Origin of the sequence: Metabacillus sp. YM-086, from assembly GCF_048059995.1 — a bacterium.
GTDB lineage: Bacteria > Bacillota > Bacilli > Bacillales > Bacillaceae > Metabacillus > Metabacillus litoralis_B.
Window position 1 is genome coordinate 22,750 of record NZ_JBLUOI010000045.1, and the last position, 21,441, is coordinate 44,190.

General features: G+C 34.0%; 25 protein-coding genes, 1 pseudogene and 1 riboswitch. Of the genes and pseudogenes, 15 read left to right on the forward strand and 11 right to left on the reverse strand.

Annotation, left to right across the window (positions count from 1 at the left end; all coding sequences use genetic code 11):
* Positions 1-45: 45 nt before the first annotated feature.
* Entirely contained in the window at positions 46-1,239 is a 1,194-nt protein-coding gene (locus tag ACEWK1_RS17780; protein ID WP_212134946.1) for an MFS transporter, read from the reverse strand.
* Between the two features lie 79 nt (positions 1,240-1,318).
* On the opposite strand from ACEWK1_RS17780, the gene yeiL reads away from it, so the two are divergent.
* Positions 1,319-1,987, forward strand: a complete 669-nt coding sequence (gene yeiL, locus ACEWK1_RS17785; protein WP_212134944.1) for a transcriptional regulator YeiL — start codon at positions 1,319-1,321, stop codon at positions 1,985-1,987.
* A gap of 83 nt (positions 1,988-2,070) precedes the next feature.
* On the opposite strand, the gene ACEWK1_RS17790 is transcribed toward yeiL, so the two are convergent.
* Positions 2,071-2,712 (reverse strand): pyridoxamine 5'-phosphate oxidase family protein, encoded by a 642-nt coding sequence (locus tag ACEWK1_RS17790; RefSeq protein WP_212134942.1) that lies wholly within the window; start codon positions 2,710-2,712, stop codon positions 2,071-2,073.
* Positions 2,713-2,761: 49 nt separating this feature from the next.
* Complete coding sequence (locus tag ACEWK1_RS17795; protein WP_212134940.1) at positions 2,762-3,163, reverse strand: hypothetical protein; 402 nt, start codon at positions 3,161-3,163, stop codon at positions 2,762-2,764.
* A 513-nt stretch (positions 3,164-3,676) separates the two neighbouring features.
* On the opposite strand from ACEWK1_RS17795, the gene ACEWK1_RS17800 reads away from it, so the two are divergent.
* The 3 genes from ACEWK1_RS17800 to ACEWK1_RS17810 all read left to right on the forward strand — a co-directional run bounded on the left by ACEWK1_RS17800 (position 3,677) and on the right by ACEWK1_RS17810 (position 7,038).
* Complete coding sequence (locus tag ACEWK1_RS17800) at positions 3,677-4,984, forward strand: HAMP domain-containing methyl-accepting chemotaxis protein (protein WP_212134938.1); 1,308 nt, start codon at positions 3,677-3,679, stop codon at positions 4,982-4,984.
* Positions 4,985-5,474: 490 nt separating this feature from the next.
* Positions 5,475-6,128 (forward strand): hypothetical protein, encoded by a 654-nt coding sequence (locus ACEWK1_RS17805; protein WP_212134936.1) that lies wholly within the window; start codon positions 5,475-5,477, stop codon positions 6,126-6,128.
* Positions 6,129-6,207: 79 nt separating this feature from the next.
* A complete protein-coding gene (locus ACEWK1_RS17810; RefSeq protein ID WP_121661780.1) occupies positions 6,208-7,038 on the forward strand; it encodes an alpha/beta fold hydrolase in 831 nt (276 codons plus the stop codon).
* A gap of 24 nt (positions 7,039-7,062) precedes the next feature.
* Here the strand turns inward: ACEWK1_RS17810 and ACEWK1_RS17815 are convergent, their stop codons facing one another.
* On the reverse strand, positions 7,063-8,073 hold the full coding sequence (locus tag ACEWK1_RS17815) for a hypothetical protein (protein WP_212134934.1): 1,011 nt from the start codon (positions 8,071-8,073) through the stop codon (positions 7,063-7,065).
* A gap of 187 nt (positions 8,074-8,260) precedes the next feature.
* Positions 8,261-8,344, forward strand: a riboswitch (cyclic di-GMP riboswitch).
* A gap of 68 nt (positions 8,345-8,412) precedes the next feature.
* Here ACEWK1_RS17815 and ACEWK1_RS17820 point away from each other — a divergent pair.
* Positions 8,413-10,656, forward strand: coding sequence for an EAL domain-containing protein (locus tag ACEWK1_RS17820; RefSeq protein ID WP_212134932.1), 2,244 nt, complete (start codon positions 8,413-8,415; stop codon positions 10,654-10,656).
* 53 nt (positions 10,657-10,709) lie between these two features.
* Here ACEWK1_RS17820 and ACEWK1_RS17825 read toward each other — a convergent pair whose 3' ends face one another.
* Both ACEWK1_RS17825 and ACEWK1_RS17830 read right to left on the reverse strand, forming a co-directional pair.
* Positions 10,710-11,351, reverse strand: a complete 642-nt coding sequence (locus tag ACEWK1_RS17825; protein ID WP_121661777.1) for a pentapeptide repeat-containing protein — start codon at positions 11,349-11,351, stop codon at positions 10,710-10,712.
* Between the two features lie 179 nt (positions 11,352-11,530).
* Positions 11,531-12,436, reverse strand: a complete 906-nt coding sequence (locus ACEWK1_RS17830; protein WP_212134930.1) for a class I SAM-dependent methyltransferase — start codon at positions 12,434-12,436, stop codon at positions 11,531-11,533.
* A 187-nt stretch (positions 12,437-12,623) separates the two neighbouring features.
* Between ACEWK1_RS17830 and ACEWK1_RS17835 the strand changes: the two genes are divergently transcribed.
* The gene (locus tag ACEWK1_RS17835) at positions 12,624-13,394 is read left to right on the forward strand and encodes a hypothetical protein (protein WP_121661775.1); all 771 of its coding nucleotides are present in this window, start codon (positions 12,624-12,626) and stop codon (positions 13,392-13,394) included.
* Between the two features lie 54 nt (positions 13,395-13,448).
* Here the strand turns inward: ACEWK1_RS17835 and ACEWK1_RS17840 are convergent, their stop codons facing one another.
* Both ACEWK1_RS17840 and ACEWK1_RS17845 read right to left on the reverse strand, forming a co-directional pair.
* A complete protein-coding gene (locus ACEWK1_RS17840; RefSeq protein ID WP_212134928.1) occupies positions 13,449-13,625 on the reverse strand; it encodes a hypothetical protein in 177 nt (58 codons plus the stop codon).
* Between the two features lie 173 nt (positions 13,626-13,798).
* Positions 13,799-13,915 (reverse strand): YjcZ family sporulation protein, encoded by a 117-nt coding sequence (locus ACEWK1_RS17845; RefSeq protein WP_121661774.1) that lies wholly within the window; start codon positions 13,913-13,915, stop codon positions 13,799-13,801.
* A 236-nt stretch (positions 13,916-14,151) separates the two neighbouring features.
* On the opposite strand from ACEWK1_RS17845, the gene ACEWK1_RS17850 reads away from it, so the two are divergent.
* From ACEWK1_RS17850 to modA, 8 genes are all read left to right on the forward strand, one after another.
* Positions 14,152-14,364 carry a DUF3951 domain-containing protein gene (locus tag ACEWK1_RS17850; RefSeq protein WP_121661773.1) on the forward strand — a complete coding sequence of 71 codons (213 nt, stop codon included), beginning with the start codon at positions 14,152-14,154 and terminating at the stop codon, positions 14,362-14,364.
* Between the two features lie 55 nt (positions 14,365-14,419).
* Positions 14,420-14,788: a hypothetical protein gene (locus tag ACEWK1_RS17855; protein ID WP_121661772.1), complete on the forward strand. Its 369-nt coding sequence runs from the start codon at positions 14,420-14,422 to the stop codon at positions 14,786-14,788.
* Between the two features lie 57 nt (positions 14,789-14,845).
* Positions 14,846-15,217: a hypothetical protein gene (locus tag ACEWK1_RS17860; protein WP_121661771.1), complete on the forward strand. Its 372-nt coding sequence runs from the start codon at positions 14,846-14,848 to the stop codon at positions 15,215-15,217.
* Entirely contained in the window at positions 15,204-15,728 is a 525-nt protein-coding gene (locus tag ACEWK1_RS17865; protein ID WP_212134927.1) for an RNA polymerase sigma factor, read from the forward strand. Before ACEWK1_RS17860 ends, ACEWK1_RS17865 begins: the two co-directional genes overlap by 14 nt.
* Complete coding sequence (locus tag ACEWK1_RS17870) at positions 15,725-15,961, forward strand: hypothetical protein (RefSeq protein WP_212134925.1); 237 nt, start codon at positions 15,725-15,727, stop codon at positions 15,959-15,961. Before ACEWK1_RS17865 ends, ACEWK1_RS17870 begins: the two co-directional genes overlap by 4 nt.
* A gap of 102 nt (positions 15,962-16,063) precedes the next feature.
* Positions 16,064-17,281, forward strand: a complete 1,218-nt coding sequence (locus tag ACEWK1_RS17875; protein WP_212134923.1) for a translocation protein TolB — start codon at positions 16,064-16,066, stop codon at positions 17,279-17,281.
* Positions 17,282-17,390: 109 nt separating this feature from the next.
* The gene (locus ACEWK1_RS17880; RefSeq protein WP_232273454.1) at positions 17,391-17,984 is read left to right on the forward strand and encodes a CBO0543 family protein; all 594 of its coding nucleotides are present in this window, start codon (positions 17,391-17,393) and stop codon (positions 17,982-17,984) included.
* Positions 17,985-18,098: 114 nt separating this feature from the next.
* Positions 18,099-18,872: a molybdate ABC transporter substrate-binding protein gene (modA, locus tag ACEWK1_RS17885; RefSeq protein WP_212134921.1), complete on the forward strand. Its 774-nt coding sequence runs from the start codon at positions 18,099-18,101 to the stop codon at positions 18,870-18,872.
* 38 nt (positions 18,873-18,910) lie between these two features.
* On the opposite strand, the gene ACEWK1_RS17890 is transcribed toward modA, so the two are convergent.
* The gene (locus ACEWK1_RS17890) at positions 18,911-19,681 is read right to left on the reverse strand and encodes a class I SAM-dependent methyltransferase (protein WP_212134918.1); all 771 of its coding nucleotides are present in this window, start codon (positions 19,679-19,681) and stop codon (positions 18,911-18,913) included.
* A gap of 136 nt (positions 19,682-19,817) precedes the next feature.
* On the opposite strand from ACEWK1_RS17890, the gene ACEWK1_RS17895 reads away from it, so the two are divergent.
* Positions 19,818-20,690: a LysR family transcriptional regulator gene (locus ACEWK1_RS17895; protein ID WP_212134916.1), complete on the forward strand. Its 873-nt coding sequence runs from the start codon at positions 19,818-19,820 to the stop codon at positions 20,688-20,690.
* Between the two features lie 89 nt (positions 20,691-20,779).
* Here the strand turns inward: ACEWK1_RS17895 and ACEWK1_RS17900 are convergent, their stop codons facing one another.
* Together ACEWK1_RS17900 and ACEWK1_RS17905 are read right to left on the reverse strand one after the other, a co-directional pair.
* Positions 20,780-21,223: a MarR family winged helix-turn-helix transcriptional regulator gene (locus ACEWK1_RS17900; RefSeq protein ID WP_212134914.1), complete on the reverse strand. Its 444-nt coding sequence runs from the start codon at positions 21,221-21,223 to the stop codon at positions 20,780-20,782.
* A gap of 21 nt (positions 21,224-21,244) precedes the next feature.
* A pseudogene (locus tag ACEWK1_RS17905) lies at positions 21,245-21,441 on the reverse strand (glutathione peroxidase); the annotation flags it as partial.

Below are 21,441 nucleotides of genomic sequence, written 5' to 3' on the forward strand. Positions count from 1 at the left end.
AACCAAATGAGCAGTCTCATTTGGTTTTTTTGTATGAAATAAATATTAATGATCAACCATCGTTTCATTACGAACGATCGCCACTTCCTTTTTATTCGCTAAATAGCGAAACAGAAGGGCAAATAGCATGGATGGGATTGTACAGATAATCATCCCGATAAATGCGTATCTTGGCTCGATTTCGTATAAAAATCCTCCGAAAATCGTAAAGACAGCAGTGCTCCAGCTCAGAGCAAGCGCAGAATATATGCCTTGTGCCCTTGGAATCTTTGTTTGTGGGATGTTATTTATTAAGTATTTCATAAAAGCATAGTGACCCATTGCAAATGAAAACGCATGTAAGGTTTGCGAAATACTAAAAACAATCACATTAGGAAAGGCAAATACTAGAATCCAACGAATCGTTGAACCGAATGCTGCTAATGCTAGTAATGAGCCTACTGAAAACCTTTGAAATTTCTTATCTGCAATTAAGAAGAAAATGATTTCTGCAATAACCCCAATATTGATTATCACACCAATTAAATATTTTGGTGCACCAATTTCTTGCAAATAAATGTACCCATAGTTGTAATAAGAGGCGTGTGCTGCTTGCAGTAGGATCACGATTGTTAGTACTAACCCAAAATACTTGATTCGAAATAATTCTCGTATCCCACCTTTTTTAGTAGGGTCATTTTTTGGTTTTTCAGATAGTATGACTGGTGCGCGCAGAAAGACAAGCACAATGAACACCATGATTCCAAGCAATAAGATCCATAAAATAACTGAATCACCAAATGACCCAGTTAAAACGGTTAAAATTAGACCCGCCACTACGAATCCAATTGATCCCCATGAACGACTTTTTCCATAATGCTTTAATTGCTTGCTTTGCACAAGGTGTCCAGCCGCACTATCTAAAGCAGGCATTAAGGTTGGATAAAATATATGCAGTAAAAACGTAACAGCAAGTAAGCTGGTAAAGGAATTCGCTGGGATATAGCATAGAATGGCTATAAATGTTCCAATCGCCATTCCATTCAATATGGTCTTTGCGCTAAATTTTTCGGATAAATAAGGAAAGGCAAATAAAGTAGAAAGTCCTCTTGCTACAAGGCCGAGGCTCATTATGAAACTAGCTTGAGAGACTGTAATTCCTTTTTCGATAATCATCCATCCGGTCCAGTATGGAAGAAAAATGCCCCAAGTCATATAAAAAATAAAAAAACGTTTACTCATCCAGCGGTATGTATTCATTTTGTTTCCCTCCATTGTTTACATGTTATCATGGAGATAGGTACAATAATATGAGAAATCTCACATTTTGAGGTGTAGGATGAAAATTTATAATAAAGAGGAAAAACAACACTATTTAGATTCATACCCGATTACTCACTTATTTTCTTTTCCTATAGAAGAGTTTATAGAAGTTCATGAATATAAACGCGGGGAGTGGATCATCCAGGAAGGAAATCGACCAGATTTTTTATTTTATGTGATTGAGGGAAAAGCAAAAATATATGTTACACATCAAAACGGAAAAGTTTCATTACTCAATTTTATTCACGAGAATGATTATATAGGGGAAATGGAATTATTACATGAAGTCTACTATACAAAAGGAATTCAAACCTCATCAAAGACGATCTGCTTTGCCATTCCTTTTCAGCACTGCCGTTCACTGATGATGGAAGATGCGACATTTCTTCGTGAATTAAGCAAATTTCTTAGTTCAAAAGCAACAAAGATGGCCGCAAAATCCTCGCAAAGCTTTGCCTTCCCGCTCGAAAATAGACTGGCAGATTTTATTTTACAAACAGCAGATGAAGAAATATATAAAGAAAAGCATGTTACTGTTTGTGACTTTTTAGGCGTATCCTACCGACATCTCCTACATGTTCTTTCACAATTTTGTGAGAAGGGCTACCTGGAAAAGGATGGACGACACTATATGATCGTGCAGCCTAACCAGTTAGAAGAACTTGCTGAGAAACTAAGAAATTAGTAGTGAAGTGGCAGTAGAATAAACGAAAATAAAACACCCCATGTTTAATGGGGTGTTAAGCTTAGTTAACTAGTTTAATTGGTTTAATACAATCGTTGTGTATAGCTTTCCTTTAAATCCTTTGCCACTTGATCTGAAGTAGCATTTGGTAATTTGGCGTGAGCAACCAGCATTTGTGGAGCTGAGGGAAGGGCTTCTTTTGCTAACCATGATTCAGCATCCCATAACTGTGATCGTATAAAAGCTTTCGCACAGTGTACATAGCATTCTTTCACTTCTATTAATAAACCAAACAAAGGACTTTTTCCATTTACCGCACTTTTTTCAAGAAGTTCAGGATCACGACAAATATAAGCTTTCCCGTTTATTCTTAATGTTTCTCCTAAACCAGGAATCAAAAAAAGTAGTCCAATATTAGGATTGGAAATAATGTTATGAACGGAATCCATTCGTTTATTCCCTGGTCTTTCTGGAATAAATAAATGCTGTTCATCTAATACCATCACAAACCCTGGAGCATCTCCTCTTGGAGTTACATCACATTCTCCTTCTGCATTAGAAGTAGCTAGAGATAGAAATGGAGATTTTGAGATAAAATCAACACAATGTTCGTCAATAAAGGAAATCACTTTATTTGCAGCTCTTTGGCTAGGAGTGCCAATAAAGGAGCGAAACTCTTCAAATTCCTCTTTTGTAGAGATAATGTTTTTATATGTAGTTGTCATGTAATCACCTTTCCAAATTGGAATATATATACATCATATCATGAGAAAGTTAAGGTCTGTACCCATAAGAAAAATCAAATAAAAATGCAAAAAAGATAAAGATAGCTGCTGCAGGAATAATGCTTGTGAATACTAAGACCTTAGCAATCCGAGTATTAGCCTTAGTAAACCATTTAAAGTAAAGGAAGATCAAAATAAGCGCTAATGGCCAGAATAGAAAACCCGCAATCGTACTAACCCATTCTGAATTTTTATCCCAGTATTCATCAGGAACAGGGAGGATGTTTTCGAATTGTTTATCAATTTTATTTTTGGTTGAAATAAAGATATAGGACAGTACGAAATAATAGGTGATCATTGTCGTTTTTATCCACCATCTTAATAACCTGCTGGAAATGACAATGATCAAAATAAGGCTTAATAAAATGAAAAACCCCGTGTATTGTTGCAAAAAACCACCTCTTTAAGAAGGGTATCTAATTTTCAGAAAAGTTTCAATAAAAAATAAGAGGAATTCATGGGTTCCTCTTATTTTCCATTTTTATTACTTGAGTTAATTTCATAATTATGACTCTTAAATCAGAAAACGAATTTTTTTCACCTTGAGTGACAAATATATTGGTCATTATTAAAAGTAAGGTTGTCAAACTCAAATGTAAGTGTGAACCAATACATCTTTAAAGGGTAATGTGATCTATTTTTATATTTAAAAATCAATAAAGAAAGCCCGTCTATCAGAACGTTTCAATGGATCGTAAATTTGCCATAAATAATCCTCATTATTCCACAAAAAAATAACTTTTTTAAAAAATAAATGATTTAGAGGTTTTTAATTAGCATGAATAGGGTATTGGACAGGGGTTAAAAGTACTAAGAGGAGGTATTGACATGTGTTCCCATAAATAAAATGAAAATAGATTTGTTGTTTTAACTTTTTAACCACCTAAGAATGGAGATAAGAAAGATGGACTTCAAGAAAAATACAAAAAGTAAAATCACCGATAAACTGGATGTTAAAGTAAGTATAAGACTTAAAATGATCGTAGTGGTAATCGTAAGTTTAGTAATTAGTTCGCCAATTTCTCAATATATAAACCTTTTATTAAAAGAATATGTGGACGGTAGTTTTGGAGTTTTCGTCAACACCTCTATTACTCTTTTAGTTGCAACTGTCATCATATCATTAGCTACGAGATTTTTAATTATTAATCGAATTAAAAAAGTACTAGAGGCAACAAAATTAGCTGCAAATGGGGATTTGACAATTATTATAGAAGAAAACTCAAAAGATGAAATCGGTCAATTAGCATCATCATTTAATTTAATGATCAGTAATTTACATAAAGTAGTGACAAAAACTAATGATACATCTGCTAAAGTTGCTTCGTATTCAGAAGATTTTAAAGTTAGTACCGAACAAAGCAGTGCTTCAGTTGAGCAAATATCAAATGCCATTCAAGCTATTGTATCTGGTTCAGAACTACAAACAGCGAAAACATCCGAACTCTTTAAATCTTCTAAATTAGTTAGTGACGAATTAAACAATGTTGCAGCTTCTATTCAAACGATTTCCGATTTAGCTAATGTAACAAACGATAAGGCAGATTCTGGATTAAAGTTAATAGATGAAACGATTAATAAAATGGATACAATACAACATTCAGTCATGTCCTCTTCGCAAAAAATGAATAATTTGGGAGAAAAATCTAAGGAAATTAGTCAAATTGTTTCCTTAATAACTAACATTGCGGATCAAACAAACTTACTAGCTTTAAATGCTTCAATCGAAGCCGCACGAGCTGGGGATGCAGGTAAAGGATTTGCTGTAGTGGCCGAAGAGGTTAGAAAGCTAGCAGAGGGTTCCTCTAAAGCCGGTGAAGAAATTAGAAAATTGGTAAATGAGATACAACTTCAAACCACTGAGGCTGTTGATTCTATAAATAGTGGGACGATCATTGTCGAAGATGGAAGAGGCATGGTTTATAAGAGTGGTGAAGCGTTTAAAGACATTGTTCAATATGTTCACAACATAGGAAATAAGTCAGACTCAGCAATTAAAGCTATGGTCATGGTTGATGAGAGAACAAAGACAATGACCGAAAGCATCAGAGAAATAGATGACATTGCAGTGCAAGCCTCATCTAGTGTCCAAAATGTTGCAGCTTCTGTAGAAGAGCAATCTGCTTCAAATGAAGAAATCACTTCTTCTGCCCAATTGTTAAGTGAAATGGCAAATGACCTAAGAGTAGAAATAAGTAAATTTAAAATTTGATTTTTCCGAAAAAACAATCATTACTCTAATAGAGTTGATTGTTTTTTTATTTTCCATTCATTACAGCAATAGATTATTATGTATCGAAGAAGGCTGTTTTCTCCCCATTCATAACCAAAGAGAGTAAATCCACCGATCTTTGTTACAAAAGCTCAAACAGTCAAAACGCTATCCCTATTCATATCAAATGAATTGCCTAATCCTATCACAAGCACTTACGTAATACGAGAAGCCTGTATTATAATAAGTATTAAGTCAAACTATGACGTGAAACTTATGGATGAACTATCACACAATCAAAAGCAAGAGCTCGTCAACCTGATAAAACGTCATTCCGAACTGAATGGTTTGCATGAAACTGAGTAAGACGAATTCTAATGAACCATATCTATCTCTAACAATAGAGAGCAGGCGCATTCAGAAGGAAGTGACTGCCTTTGATCTTTAACTTATCAAGATAAAAATGAAAACTTATTTAAAGAGGGATAGCATGGTAAAAAGCAAACTAGCACTCATTAGTTCAGCTGTGATTTTATGTATATGTATGAGCTTCTATTTTCCATATCCTACTAATAAAACAATTGACGCACGGGCTTCATTCATGATGTTACCAATTCGAGACCAAGATGGGTACGTTGTACTCGGAATCATTGGATCTTTCTTGTTTATTCTGGCAATGATTTTACTTGGTATTGGTTTAAAGAAATATCGTGTAAGAACGATGATCATCGTTATATTGGTCTATTCAATTCTACCAACACTTTTGATTACCATGTATCAAGAAACCTTAGCTAAGGGGATAGCAGCCATTTCGTATGATGGAAGTGGTACCTGTCAATTTGATCATGTGAGCGAAGATCTATTAAATGGGGAATGCTCAATCGTTTTGCATAATCGCAGCAGTGAATCTGTTTCATTTGAAATAGAATTTTTAGATTCTTTTTTCCCTGAAGATGAAGTACGAATGGAGTCGCTCATGAATTTGAATGGCCCTCACATATTTACAATAGAAGGAAATAGTGAAGAAACGATTGAAGTAAAAGCGTTACTTGACCTAACAGATGTGCCGAATCCTATTGGTGGGGGAACCTCAACGGGTATTCATATTAAGTTAATAGAGGGAGAGGACATTCGCATTTTATAGTTAATCCATATGATTCTTCTGTGTTTCTAGATAAAGTATCCAGCTCTTAGATAACCAATAATGAAAGGGTGAATGATAGATGATCGTTCATTTTAAAGATAGTCAATTATTTTATGAAACGTATGGAGAGGGACATCCTATTCTTATTTTACATGCTATGGGAACAGATCATCGCTCCATGACAGCCTGGATCGAGCCTATTTTTCACAATATGAAAGGCTTTCAGCGAATTTATATAGACATTCCAGCTCACGGGAAAAGTAAGATTGGGAAAAGTCTAAAGTCTACTCAAGATTTCTTAGATATAATTCTTTCTTTTATAGAGACTGAGTTAAAAGTTCACACATTTTCGTTAGTAGGTCATTCTTATGGAGGGTATTTAGCTCAAGGAATTTTTAGTAGAAAAAGAGATTCCGTAAAGAGCTTGTGTTTACTTGCACCTGCCATCCATAAAAAAGAAAGAACCTTACCAATAAAAGTGGTAAGAGAAGTAGATGAGGATGTATTGAAAACAATAGATCCCGAGGTTAGAGGTGCTATTAACACTTTACTTGTTTATCAAACAAAGGAAAATATTGAATCCTTTCTCCGTACAATTCAGCCAGGTCGTTTATTAGCAGATCGCGAGTTTCTTTTGTCTAATTGGAGGGAAGAGGGGTATTACTTGAAGAATGACCCGTTTAGCGACATGAACAATTTACATACTCCTACACTTTTTATTTTAGGGAAACAGGATTCTATTTGCGGTTATCGTGATTATCTTCCTTTTCTGGATATGTTTTCTAATCTTTCCTTTTCAGTCCTTGATCAGGCGGGTCACTTGATGACGATTGAAAAAAGAGCGGTCGTTCAGAGTTTATTTAAAGACTGGTTACTATCTAGTAAACTAAAAAAAGAGATATCCGAATGAGGATTTCTCTTTTTTGCTTAGAACCTATTCTATTATTCTAGAATCAAGCTCAATAACATGTGCAAATAAACCGCCAAATTGACCTTCATTCCAATAGATATTCACCAAATACTCATAGCCACCATGCTCAAAGCCAATAACACTGTTTTTCCCAACCTCGTATGGTATCTCGATTTCATAGTATTCCTCTTCTACAGGATCTGCCTCTCCGCCTTTGAATAGAACACGAATCGTATTAGCTGCGTCTTCAACCACCTCAACAGAAATGACTCTTGGTCCATCAAAGGTATTCATGTCAGCCAATTCCATTTCTAGGATGTGAAGATTACTCGCAATGTTTAAGTAAATAGATTCCTGTTCGATTTTTTCTAGAAAGCGATCAATCAAAATAAATCGATCTAGAACATAATCAACATTCACTTCATTTTTAGCCAATTCTTGTTTTGCCCGTTCCAGTTCAATAAAGGCAGATACAGGATAAATAATTCTGTTTTGCTCTAATCTTGCTGGATTTACAAACTTTTCACGAAAGGCATCACGATTTGGCTTTCCATACACTCGTGAAACAACTCGGTCTAGCTTTTTGATTTCTGCAGAGAGATTGTTATAAAGAATAACTGTCTCATGATTCATGACAAGAGAATCATTGCGTTTTTTAAGCTCTAATCTTTTTGCCTCTACAGATCGTCCAACTTTTAAAGCATCAATATAAGTGGCTGCTTTATCAATTTGTTGTTTCACATTACTAGTTAATCTAGCTTCTAATTGAGTTTTAGCTGTGCTTTTCTTTAAGGAAGAAACAATAGTGACTGCTTTTTGATAATAAGTTTTCGTATCATTATAAAGCTTCATATCTATGTCTCTAATACCATTGTTTCTTTCCACAGACATTTGCCATTTTAATGATCCACCATAGCTTTCTGCTTTCTTCACAGCAAGTTGTGCTTCATTTAACGTTGCTGCACTTGCATTAATAGGGTAAAACGCTACAAATAGGAGAAACATGAAACCAATTGCGCTTCTAAATACCTTCACTCTGTGTTCACCTCGAAATAATAGTTGTAAAAGAAGTATAGTCATTTTTGAAAGCCCTGTCTTTATGAAATTGGAACCATTTCCATGCATGTTCGACATAACGTTCCACAAAACGATTCTCATAGTTAAAAAGGACTATTTTTTACAAGGTAAACATGATAAAATAAATGAAATAATTAAAAAAAATTCACTGAAAAGGCAAAATCATTGAAAAATGATGACGCAAAGCTACAGACCTACGGGGGAGACCTATGGTGGCTGAGTTACCAAAGGAATAACGATTTAGGGTTATTTCCATTTGGGAATAACCTTTTATTTTTGATTAAGTGGGGGATTGCTATGCTAAAGATTGGTCGATTACCTACAACCACACTTTTTGTATTCGCTTTCGTTTTTTTCGCCTGGAAGATCTTTATACATGATCCTTTACTAGAATCTTTAGGACTTACTTTCGTTCAAATCATTGTTGGAATTCTTAGCTTGATTTGGCTCATAAAAGCTTATAAAAGTATGAGTAAGAAAAGTAAATACTTTTGGCTTTTATTAGGAATCGGTGTCATTCTGACAATACTATCAAATACTTTATGGTTTAAGCACCAATTGTTTGAAAGTACAACCTTGTTTCCTGATAACTCTTATTTCATTTGGCTTTTAGCTTATATGTTCTATTTATCGGCCTTGATTTATAAAGTAAGAGAAATTAGTCTTATTGCATCAACTAGCTCCTACATATTTAATATCGTTGTTTTTATGATATCAGCTACAGCCGTTAGTGCACATTATTTAATAAGACCGAATATCTTAAAATCGGAATCTTTTATCATGATTATCACAAATATTGCCTATCCTATTATAAGTTTAAGTATATTATTTGTTATAACGATTCTTTACTATTTAATTCAACAAGTTAAACAAGAAGAGAATGTTTTTTTATATCTTATTATTGGGTTCTTTTTGCAAGTAATAGCTGATTCTTATTACGCATATCAAGCGACGATGGAAACGTATCAGCCTGGAGGTTTGTCGGATTTTCTATGGATGGTGTCAATCTTTTTGATAGGAATTGGAGGCTATTACGCTAAGAATAATAGTGCCGAAACAAGATTGCACATTATGAATCCATTCGATACTAGAGAAAGAATTTTTCCATACTTTAGTGTAATCGTTCTGATTGTTTTAGTTACACATAGTTATGAATGGAAACTAAATCTTCTTAGTTTAGGTTTGGTCATTGTTATGAACTTGATTATAGCTCGCCAACTTAGGGTTTTAACTAAAAATAAAAAGCTTGTGGAAGAGTATAAATTTTTGGCCTATCATGATCCATTAACTGGTTTAAATAATCGAGCTAGCTTTCAAGAGGATTTAAGTGAAAGATTGAATCATGCTACTAATAAAAGCATGGCTGTCTTATTATTAGACCTTGATCGATTTAAAGTAATAAATGATACACTTGGACATTATCGCGGAGATCACGTTTTGATAAAAACAGCAGAACGACTTAGCGACGCTTTAGATGATTCTGCTCAAATTTATAGACTAGGCGGAGACGAGTTTGTCATCGTTGTTTCTGAAGGTTTAGAAGAACAATGTTCAATGATAGCCCATAGGATATTAAATGAATTTACGCAGCCATTTCGAATAGATGAACATGAAATTATCGTCACACCAAGTATTGGGATTAGTAGATATCCTGATCATGGAGATAATGGTGAGGACCTTCTTAAAAATGCTGATGCTGCCATGTATCTAGCGAAGGAAAATGGGAAAAACAACTTTAAATTTTATAACACGGAACTAGAAAAAATAAATACTAGAAAAATGAAAATAGAAAATGAACTGCGAAGTGCTATCGAAAAAAATCACTTTTCTCTTTCATATCAGCCAAAGGTAGATTTAGAGACTAATAAGATCAATGGCATGGAAGCGTTGCTGCGTTGGAACCACCCTGAATTAGGCATGATTTCGCCTGTTGAATTTATTCCCATTGCGGAAGAAACAGGACAAATTATCTCTATTGGAGAATGGGTGCTAAAGACAGCATGTAAGCAGAGTAAAGCATGGCAGGAAAAAGGCTATCCATCTTTATGTGTTTCAATCAATGTTTCTGTAAGGCAACTTAAAAATAAAGATTTTGTTGAAATTGTCAGTCAAGCTCTACAAGAGTCAAGGCTAGAGCCACAATTTTTAGAATTAGAAATTACAGAAAGCATTATGCAAGAGATAAATGTTAGTATTCATATTTTAAATCGTCTAAGAAAGTTAGGAATTAAAATTTCTATAGATGATTTTGGAACTGGATACTCCTCCTTACATGTGCTTCAGCAGCTACCGATCGATACGATAAAAATTGATAAGTCTTTTATTAAAAATCCAGACGATCATAACCAACAGATGATGATCAAAACCATTATTGATTTGGGAAACAACATGAATTTAAATGTTGTAGCTGAGGGAATAGAGAAGGAAAATCAAGTAAGAATTCTACTTGAAAATGGTTGTAAAATTGGACAAGGCTATCTCTTTTCACAAGCAGTGAATTCAATCGAGTTTGAAAAGAAATTTTTAGAGAAAATATCATAACGATTTCCAAAGCCACATTCATCGCGAATGTGGCTTTGGTTGTAGGTAGTGTCTTAATCCGCAATAACTAATCCTAAGATTGCCGCAAATTGAACGGCCTGATAGGAAGAAACTTTACAGCCCTGAAGATCAGATAATGACACAGTGAGTGAATCAAAGGAAGACGTACTAATATCTATTCCTTTGAGAGATGTGCTTTCAAAGCTTGCACTGTTTATGTTACACGTTGTAAAATCGACCTTTTTAAATTTGCATTCATAAAAATCGGCGCTTTCTAATGATGTATCTTGAAAGATGACTTTTTCTAGTTTTGAATTCCCAAAACCTGATAAGTTAAGTAAATTATTTTGAAAGTGAACATTTCCAAAGCTAGATTCAGTTAGATCTACACCAAGTAGCTTACAATTTTTAAATTCAACTCTGTGTATAGAAGAAGAATTCATTTTTGCATTGGAAAAATCACAGTTTTCAAAAATAACATCTGTGATATCAATTTTAGAAAAGTCTGTAGAGTTAAACTTGCAATTTTTAAAGAGCATCTTATAAAATCGAGCTCTAGGAAGTACTTCATTATCAAATAAAGCATCATTAATTTGACACATTTCTAGTTCTAAGTCTTCTTCATAGAAAATATCAGTAAAATTTTTCAATGGTAAGCTATCTTGATTTTGTATTTTAGGTGATTCAATTTTCATTATTAAAATTCCCTCTCTGAACTATGGTTTTTATCTTTTTCCCTTATTTATAACTTTAAAATAAAGAAGATAAGTTTTTAAGTCTTTATTTTTTTGTAAAAATGTGGACAAAGGCGATTTTTAAGAGATAGAAAGAGGAAACCTCCCATGTAAAGTATGGGAGGTTTCTACTAAGAACTCTATTTTTTTACAGCATGAATATAATGAATTGTCTCAAACGCAGACAAATAATCTGAACGATTACTAAAAAATTGCTGTTGTATCGTTTCAGGTGATAAATGCTCATAAATGAGTAAACCAGACTGTTCTAACATTTTCTCCATTTCTTCATAAGTAAAAGATGATTTCATCTGTTCACCACTAGCAGATGCCATTTTCACCATATTTTGAACTCTATTAAACTTTCCTTTTTCTTCGAAAAGATGTTCATCTGCATAATCGAAAACGATGGAACTTCCTTGAGGGACTTTACTAAATAATGTAGAAATCAAATTAGCATTTTCTTGTTTTGTTAAATAATAAGAAACACCTAACAGACTAAAAAATGTTTTATGTTCAGGATGAAACCCTTCTTTCACAAGACTTTGTATCGTAAAGTCCTTTGTAAAATCACCCGGAACAAAATGAAGAGTATCTGGAATTTCATCATTTGCTAACCGACTCTTTTTATTTTCCTGTGTTGCAGGATGATCAACCTCAAATACTTCTAAATGTAATTCCTGGTTTCGCAGACAGAAGGAATCAAATCCAGCTCCTAAAATAACATATTGTTGAACACCTAGAGCGATTTCATTTTTTAATACTTGTTCACAATAAGCCGCACGTGATAGAGGCGTAGGAGAAAGTTGGATTTGCGTGATCCATTTTAAAATTTCATCCGGTTTATTTTTTAACTTTTCAGCAATGTCTTGATTGAAAAGCTCAATACTATTTATCAGGTTTTCGCGAATATCTATAAATTCTTCTTGGGTAAGTAAGTTTTTGGCAATATAGTCATTAAAAATATGGGGTGTATCATACATACTATGGTAGGCTCGACTAAAGGCTGTAATCAAGGAAGTTACACTGGATTCATTTTTCTTCATCACTTTTCCTCCGATATAACAAAAATAAGATTCCCCTGGCCAGGAGAACCTTATTATACACACAAATAGTTATTTGGTAAATTATAGCATAAATAAATTTTTTTGTCAATTTTCCCGCTTAAACCCTTACCATTTACTACCATTTGTTTTATGATAGGGGAAAGACAATTTATTAAAGGGGGATGAAATGAAAAAGTTAGCGGTTATCCTTTTTATTCTAATCATAAGTGGTTGTGATATAAAAGAGCCATCATCATCTAGTGACACACAGGTGCTCACACATGATGTTGAACAGAATGGCATTGCCTTACAAGCTACTATAGAGATGGAAAAAGAGATAAACATAAATGCATCAATCACCAATACGAGTAAAGAGGCAATTGTTTATAACGATCGATGTGGTATTCCTTTTAGTATTTCTATAAAAAAAGATGATGCACATATATATCTTAACAGTAATGGAGAAGAAATGAATTGTGAAAGTGTTCTTGATCCGAAAGATTTAAAGAAAATGGAGCCTAATGAAACATTTGAGAAGCAAGTTACCTTTAAACGTGAAATAAACTTAACAGATCAAAGTACTGTTCAAGCACTAGGTGGCATGTATGAGGTATCTTTTTCTTTCCAAAAGCATGATAACGATTCTTTCATATCATTATTCCCTATAGAGTTGGACACTGATAAAGATCCTGAAATATTAACTGTTGAGCAAGCAAGAGACAGGGCAAAGGAAAAGGATGAAGTGAAAAAATGGTTTGAGGAACATGAAGGTGAAGGGATGATTATTGAATCAGAAGAAAGCATTTTAAACGATGGAATATGGACAGTTATTTTTCGTGCAATTCACAAAGATGGTGCAGATCGAATAATCATTAACATGGATGCAAAGTCTGGTGAATTTGGAGAAGTTCACTATGATAAGGTAGGGTTAGAGACATTAAAATTGCTAAATGAATAAGTCCCTTACAGTCAGGCATGAACTAGTAACAGCAAATGCCTGACTTTTTGTCATTTATTCTTTTTCATTTTCTTTAGAATCTAATTGGTAATGCTCGTTAAGATATGGATTTTCAGTTGTTGCAAAGTTTACAGATAGAAGACTCATTTCGGGATCCATTCCATAATAGCCTTTTAGCTGATCAGGTTGGAGTTCACCGCTGCTAAATTGTGGTTCTTTTTTTTCATTCATGAACATTCTCCTTTCTGCGTTATTTTTTTATATGAACGAGGTAATTATTCGGTTGAATTGTGTTAAAGTCTTCATTGATTTGTCAGTAATAAAGGACAACGTAATAAATTGGTTCAGTCAAACTAAAAAAGACAGACTACTTAAATAGTCTGCCTTACTTAAAATCCTATTTATTAGTAACCACCGTAGCCTCCACCTACGTAAGAAGCACCAATGATGATTAAAAGGATAAATAGGACAACGATTAGTGCAAAACCTGCACCAGAACCGTAACCATATCCGCCACTCATATCTTACACCTCCTTTTCATGAGGTTAATATATAGTATGATTTGACTAAGGCTTTGATTGGACGGCTGTATGAATTCTTCCTGATAAAATCAGAAATGTACACCATGACCAGAGATGCAAAGAACTCAGCATTCACCTTGTAGGAAGGTACTGGGCAGGAAAAAAAGTGAACTTACATTTTTTACTACCGTATTATTATCATAGGAAAAGGACGAAAACTATTTAGGGGGAAGCAGATGGATCCCATGAATATGATCACAATAGGTTTTCCAATTGTTATTGTTTTGTTAGTTATAATCAGTTTTTATAAGGTTTTCATTAAGAAAAAAAGTGCAAGTCCTTTTTATACACCCTTTGACGAAATCACAGGACAAACAGAAGTGTCATTTCATGAAGAACAAGAAATTCTAACCGAAGATGAGAAACAAGATGATGGTAATAAAAAGTGATGATCTTATAGCGTTAATGGTTTGAAGGAAAATGTTCTTTTATGGAGGTGTTAAAATGGGAAGAGAACTTCAATTTGGTGAAGATGAACTAATTTTACATTTAACCGGTTTAACAGGGTATTTTGCTTTAAAACGAAAAGTACATATTCCTTACAAGACAATCGAAAGTGTCTTAGTTGATTATTTTGATGCGCCTCGGTGGATGCTCAGAATGCCTGGCACTTCTTTGTCTCCATTACATATTTATGAAGGCAGTTTTAAGTTTGCTAATGAATGGTATTTTTTATCTTATGAACGTTTAGAACCGCTTGTTATTATTGAGTTAGAGGGTCATGTTAAATATAAATATGTGATTTTTCAAGTACCTAACCCCACTGAAATAGCCTCGAAAATAAGAAAATATCTAAATGAGAATATTAAATGAACCTTTTCATCTATTCAATTGTATAAGGTAGTAAAAGAATGAAAGGGAGTGTAGCACATGGCATTAGGTTGGCTTATTAGTACGATTGTTGCTGGTTTACTTGGTACGACATTTGCTTTGTTAATCGCAACAATGAATAAAAAAGTGGTTAAAAACCATAAAGGTGATATAGATTTTAGTAAGTCAGATATCTATTTTCACTGGACGAGATGGGATTATACAATAATTTTAGCAGCTGCTTACACATTTTTATGTATTACAGGGCTTTTTGTTTTTTTACTACGTGGCGACAACATTGATAGTCCTTGGATTCAATTTTTTGTGCACCAAACATTCGTTTTTTCCTTAATTACATTTATTTGGTTTATCACAAGAATTGCTTTTGTTTTTAAAGGGATAAAAGAACGGTGGTCTCATGAGTTTAAATAGGGATTTCTCATATGCTGATGACGGAAAGCATGATGAACAATCGATCGAGGAATTATTTGTTATCTATAAACCTTCAATCTATCAATTCGTTTATCGATATTGTCAAGATGAACAACTTAGCATTGATATTGTGCAGGATACGTTTATAAGGTTTCATAAATATCATGAAACGTTTGACGAGAGTAAATCTAGTGTAAAAACCTTTTTATTTCGTATGGCTTATCAAATTATGATTAATCGTCTGAAACGTCGAAGTCGCTTTAAAAAGCTTTTGCCATTTTTATATCATCAAAACGACCAGCATGAATTACCACTAGAAGATAAACTAACGATTCAATCAGCCATTCAACAGCTCCCCGATGATCAACGTGCCGTTATTCTCTTAACCTATTACCACGATCAAACACAAAAGGAGATCTCTAAAATTCTTGAGATTCCAATAGGTACTGTAAAATCAAGACTGCATACATCTTTGAAAAAATTAAAGGTTATATTGGAGGTAAAAGAATGAGTAGAAACGAGATTCCAAAGGAGCTTCAAAGACGTTTGGAAGAATTTCATGTGGAAGTACCTAACATCCCCCTAAAAAAAAGTAAGGTAGATCGTATAGCAAACTGGATTTATGCACCTGCAAAAAGTCCAATAGATCTACTTAATATTAAAGGAAATTCCATCACACGACTTGTGTTATATCCGATTATTTTGCTACTCGTTGTGTTTATAACACCTATTTTTTTTATTTGAGAGAATGATCAAACAGACAGTAAGGATAACCCCCTTGCTGTTTTTTCTTATACGAATTCTCAAACTTGATTAGGACAACCTACTAAAAAGGAGGGAGTCGTCATGGGATTTCGAATTTTGTTTTTACTTATTTTCAACTGTATTCTTTTTTCAACGATTGCCAGTGCTGAAATACCACTAAAAGCAGCATTTATTAGAGACCATCAACTGTGGATCAAAAACGGTGACCAAGAGATACAACTTACAAATGAGGGCTATGTAAATTCACCTCAATGGTCACATGATGGTCAATTTTTAGCTTATCTGAAAAGTGAAAAGCTTGGCGAGGCATCAAATTTATTTATCTATGATATGAAAAAGAAAGAGAATTACAAGCCTTACCTCGTCGTCGAAACATCAGATTTTAAATGGTCACCAATTAACAATCAATTAGCCTATACTTCTGGCGGCGTGTTAAATGTAACGAAAATGAAGAATGGTCGCCCGCACGGTTTTGAAAATGTCGCATTAGGTGTAAACGGCTTTGAATGGTTTCCAAATGGAAAAGAATTTATTGTTTCATCGCAAGCCAACTTACTTCCTACAGGATGGGGTCCAGTACAGCTATTTAGAATTCCTATTGATGCAAAGCTAAACTCAAATAAAATCAAATCATTTTATACGATTAAAACAAAAGTTCCTGATTTATTTTTCATTTATGCTGATTATTTTAAGTGGAGTTATGATGGGAAATGGGTAAGCTTTATAGGCATACCAACTGCGTCCTGGTCGATGGACAGTAACACTTTATGTGTACTTTCCGAGCAAGGAGAACAATTTCAACAGGTTGGGAAAATGCTAGGATATCCGGATTGGGTGAAGTGGGCTCCAGCTTCTGAACAGTTAGCTTATATTTCTGGAGAAGGGAGATTCTTCGTAGAAAACAAGAATCTCAAAATAAAAGAGATGCCTACCTCTACAAACCAAAGAGAATACACACCTAAAGGTTTTGTCGATCTTGACTTAGAATGGTACTCTTTTGAAAAAATGATCGTTGCTCGTGCTAAAGAAAATAAAGAGTGGGAGGAAGGACCAGTTCCTACAATGAAAACAGCTCTTTATCTGATTTCGTTAAAAACAAACGAGCAATATCAATTAACTAATCCGAGAAGTAATGAGCTTGATATAGATCCTCAAGCGGTTTCTTCTTATATCACTTGGGTTCGTAAAGCATCAACAGAGGAATCACATGGTGATGTTTGGATGAAAAAGGGGTTAGATAGTAAAGAAGAAATATGGCTGAAAAATGTTGATTCTGCACCTGTTTTCTTTATAGAGTAAGTTTCAGCTACAGGGTAGGATTGCTATGAAAAAGTTTTTTTCCACTCTTGCATTTATTTCTTGTTTTTAACAAAAAATAGAAACAATGACGATGAGTGGAGTGTTATGATTGAAAATTAATATGGATCAACAACAAATGGAAGCTTATGAAAAAATAAACTCTTTGATGAAGGATGTTACAGATTTAAGGGTTGAATATTGGCACCAATATTCAAATTTTCAATCTTGGCAATTTTGGGTGATATTTTTGTTGATGTTTTTGACTCCATTATTAGTATTATATTTTGTTATTGATCGAAAAAAAATGTTTCTCTTAGGGTTTTATGGTTTTAATATAAATGTATGGTTTGGAATAGTAGATACGTGGGGAAATAAACAGGGATTATGGGGATATCCTTATGAACTCACTCCTTATGTGCCAGGTAATCTATCCTTAGACACTGCACTAGTACCAGTGCTGTTTATTCTAGTTTACCAATGGACATTAAATCATAATAAAAACTTCTATTTGTACACTATTGTCTTAGCACTCTTTTTGTCATTTATTTGTAAGCCGATACTAGTCATGCACAATTTTTTTCTCCTTCATAAATGGGCGAATTATTTTTATCTTTTCATAGGCTATTGCTTGATTTTTCTTTTCTCCAAACTAATAACAAATATTTTTCTGAAAATGTCTAAAAATACATCTTCTTATTATTAAAATTGTGAATGTTTTAAGAAACATCTGATAAGGTGTGATGTTTTTCATTACATATCCAAGACAATTAGTTAAAATGGACTGTATGATGAAAAATATCAAGGAGAGAGAGTCATCTTGAAAAAGCTATTTATACTATTTGTTTTTCTATCCTGTTTAGCTGGCTGTAGCTCATCAGCACAAGATACAAAATCACAGGAAGATGTGGAGATAACCGTTTCTGCTGCCGCTAGCTTAACAGATACACTGAATGAAATCAAAAGTCAGTTCGAGAAAGAGCATCCAAACATCAAAGTTACGTTTAATTTTGGAAGCTCCGGAACATTACAACAACAAATCTTGCAAGGTGCACCAGCGGACTTATTTTTTTCAGCAGCAGAGGATAAGTTTGATGAACTGGTGAAAAAAGGGCTCATTGATGAAGAAAATGCGGTTGATTTGGTTAGTAATAAACTTGTTTTAGTAACACCTATAGAAAGTCAGAAAAAGATCGGATCGTTTAGTGATTTAAAAGAAAAAGCTAATAAGATTTCAATCGGTATTCCAGAAACAGTCCCTGCAGGAAAATATGCTAAAGAAATGCTTGAAGCAATAGGGGAATGGGGAAACATTGAGAATAAAATTGTGTATTCCAAAGATGTAAGACAAGTACTAACTTATGTAGAAACAGGAAATGTTGATGCTGGGATCGTCTACAATACGGATGCACTTGTTTCTTCCAAAGTCAACGTTATTGCAACAGCAGAAGAAGGGACACATACACCAATCATTTATCCAATTGGTGTGATAAATGAGAGTAAAAATTTAGAAGAAGCAAAGACTTTCTTTAGTTATATGAAATCAGAAAAGGCTTTGATGATTCTAGAGGAATATGGATTTTCGAATTTATAACTTATCAGAAAAGAAGAGAACAAAGTCTCTTCTTTTTCTTATTCCTTGATCCCAATAACTCGAATTCTTTTATAATCTGCGATCCAACAACCATCTTGATAGAGAGATTCCCTTAGATTATTTTCTACATATTTAATTAATCGCTCTTTTTCATATTCGTTTTGATTCTTAAACATTTCCCCCGCAAACATCGTGATCCAATCCCTTAAGCCGCTTTCTTCATCTAAAGGAGTTGGGCGATCAAAATGACAAGCAAATGTTACATGAAATCCAACTCTTTCCATTAATGAGGTGTATTCTCCTACACTCGGAAAATACCAGGGGAATTGCTTCATGTTAAAGTCAATATCAGCAAGTTGAAATGCATTGATGATTTCATCCGTAATTTTTTGAACATTGCCTTTTCCTCCAAACTCTGCAACAAATCTACCTCCAGGCTTTAAACTAGTATATATCCGAGAAAGTGCTTGTTGCGGCTCTTTTATCCAATGTAGAGTTGCGTTAGAAAAAATGGCATCAAATGAATTGTTATATTCCATTTCTAAAACATCTTTGGCCATAAAACGTATATGTGGGTATTTCATACATGCTTGATTGATCATATTCTCGGACTTATCAATACCCGTCACATCTACCTCATATTGAAATAGCTTATCTGCCAAATCACCTGTTCCGCAGCCAATATCCAGAATTCTTTCTCCTTTTTTAGGAGATAACATGTTAATTAAGTCATGACCAAACTCTGATACAAACGAATGTTTTCCATCATATAAATGTGCGTCCCACATATCCTTTACAACTTGCTTCATGATAAATCCTCCTTTTTATAACAACCTATAAGTCTAGAAATCTGTAATACGTAATTGAATTATAGGGGATAAAAGTTATAATTAAAATTAACAAAAATGGAAAATTTTAATAACGGTTCGTTATAAGGGGATTATGATGGAGATAAGATGGTTAAAAACGTTCATTGTGTGTGCGAAGTTTGAGAATTTTAGACAAGCATCAGAAGAACTATTTCTCACTCAACCAGCCATTACAAAGCATATAAAACGTCTTGAAGAGCATTTAAACGTACAACTATTCGAAAGAAGAGGGAAAGCTGTATTTTTAACTTCTGCAGGTCAAAAATTTCTTTCTTATGCGAAAGATTTTTTAGCAACTTATGAACAAGGAATAGACCATTTTGAGTCATGGAAGCAGGGCTATCATCGCAAATTAACCATTGCAACAGCGCCGCAAATTGCCTCATCTTTTTTACCTAGGTTATTGAGAGAGTTTATTAATAGTTATCCTGATATTGAAGTAATAGTAGACGTTGTAAACTCTTATGAGGTGGGAGAAGCAATAAGTGGTAGCAAAGCGGACTTGGGATTATCAAGAATGACCCCTGTCCAAACAAATGTAAAAAGTGAAGCCATCCACGAGGAGCCGGTTATTTTGGTTGGTCCAAATGAATGGGAAGGAAGCTTGAGAAATGAGCAGCATGCTTTATCACATTATCGACTCATCACACATAATCATCCTGATTATTGGGATTCCTTGTTGAACGAAGTGAAAAAGCATTATCCAAGAATTCGAACAATGACTGTGAATCAAGTTGAGGTAACAAAAAAATTCATAGAAAATAACTTAGGAGTTTCATATTTACCATTTTCTATGGTGAAGGATGATCTAAAAAAGAACATTCTATCAGAAATCGAATCTGACCAAATTTCACCTCCAGTTTCAGTAACCTATTTGGTAACAAAAGTAGAAACAAACGAAGTAAGAAGCTTTACTGAGTTTATAAAAAATTATCAAGGTTTTATTTAAATACATTGGCAGCTATGATCATGAATGGCCAAAGCTGCCAATTCTAGGTATGAGGTTACGGGTAACTCGTTAATCAGCGAGGTGTCTGCTTAAAGCCCTTTATTACGTTTTTCTAGTTTATGTTGAAGAAGTTTTAAGTTCTTCATTAATTGTTCATATTCTGACAGCTCAATATTGCACAACACCATTTCTTTTGTCATTTTTTCGGAAATGGCTTCTTTTTCTTCTATTGCTTTAGCTTGAAGATAGATACTAACTTTTCTCTCGTCTATTGAAGAGCGCTCTTTTTTAACCCAGCCGTTTGCTTCGAGTCTTTTTACCATTGGTGTTAAAGTACCGGTACCTAGGTTCAACTTTTCTCCAAGCTCTTTTACTGTAAGTCCGTCTTTTTCCCATAAAGCCAATAACACTAAATATTGAGGGTATGTGACCCCAAATTCCTTAAGTGCTTTTGTATATAATTTTGTAAACTGGCTGCCTGTTTCATAAATAGCAAAACAAAGCTGGTTTTCTAAGGTTAAAAAATCATTCAACTAACTCATCCTTCACAACACTTATAATAGGCTAGCAATATCCTTTTCTATTTTAGCTGGATCTGTTGTTGGTGCATAGCGTTTCACGACATTTCCGTTCTTATCAACAAGAAATTTTGTGAAATTCCATTTGATTTCCTTGGATAGCACGCCTTTCTTTTGTTCTTTTAGAAATGAAAAGAGAGGATCAGCAGCATCACCGTTTACATCGATCTTTG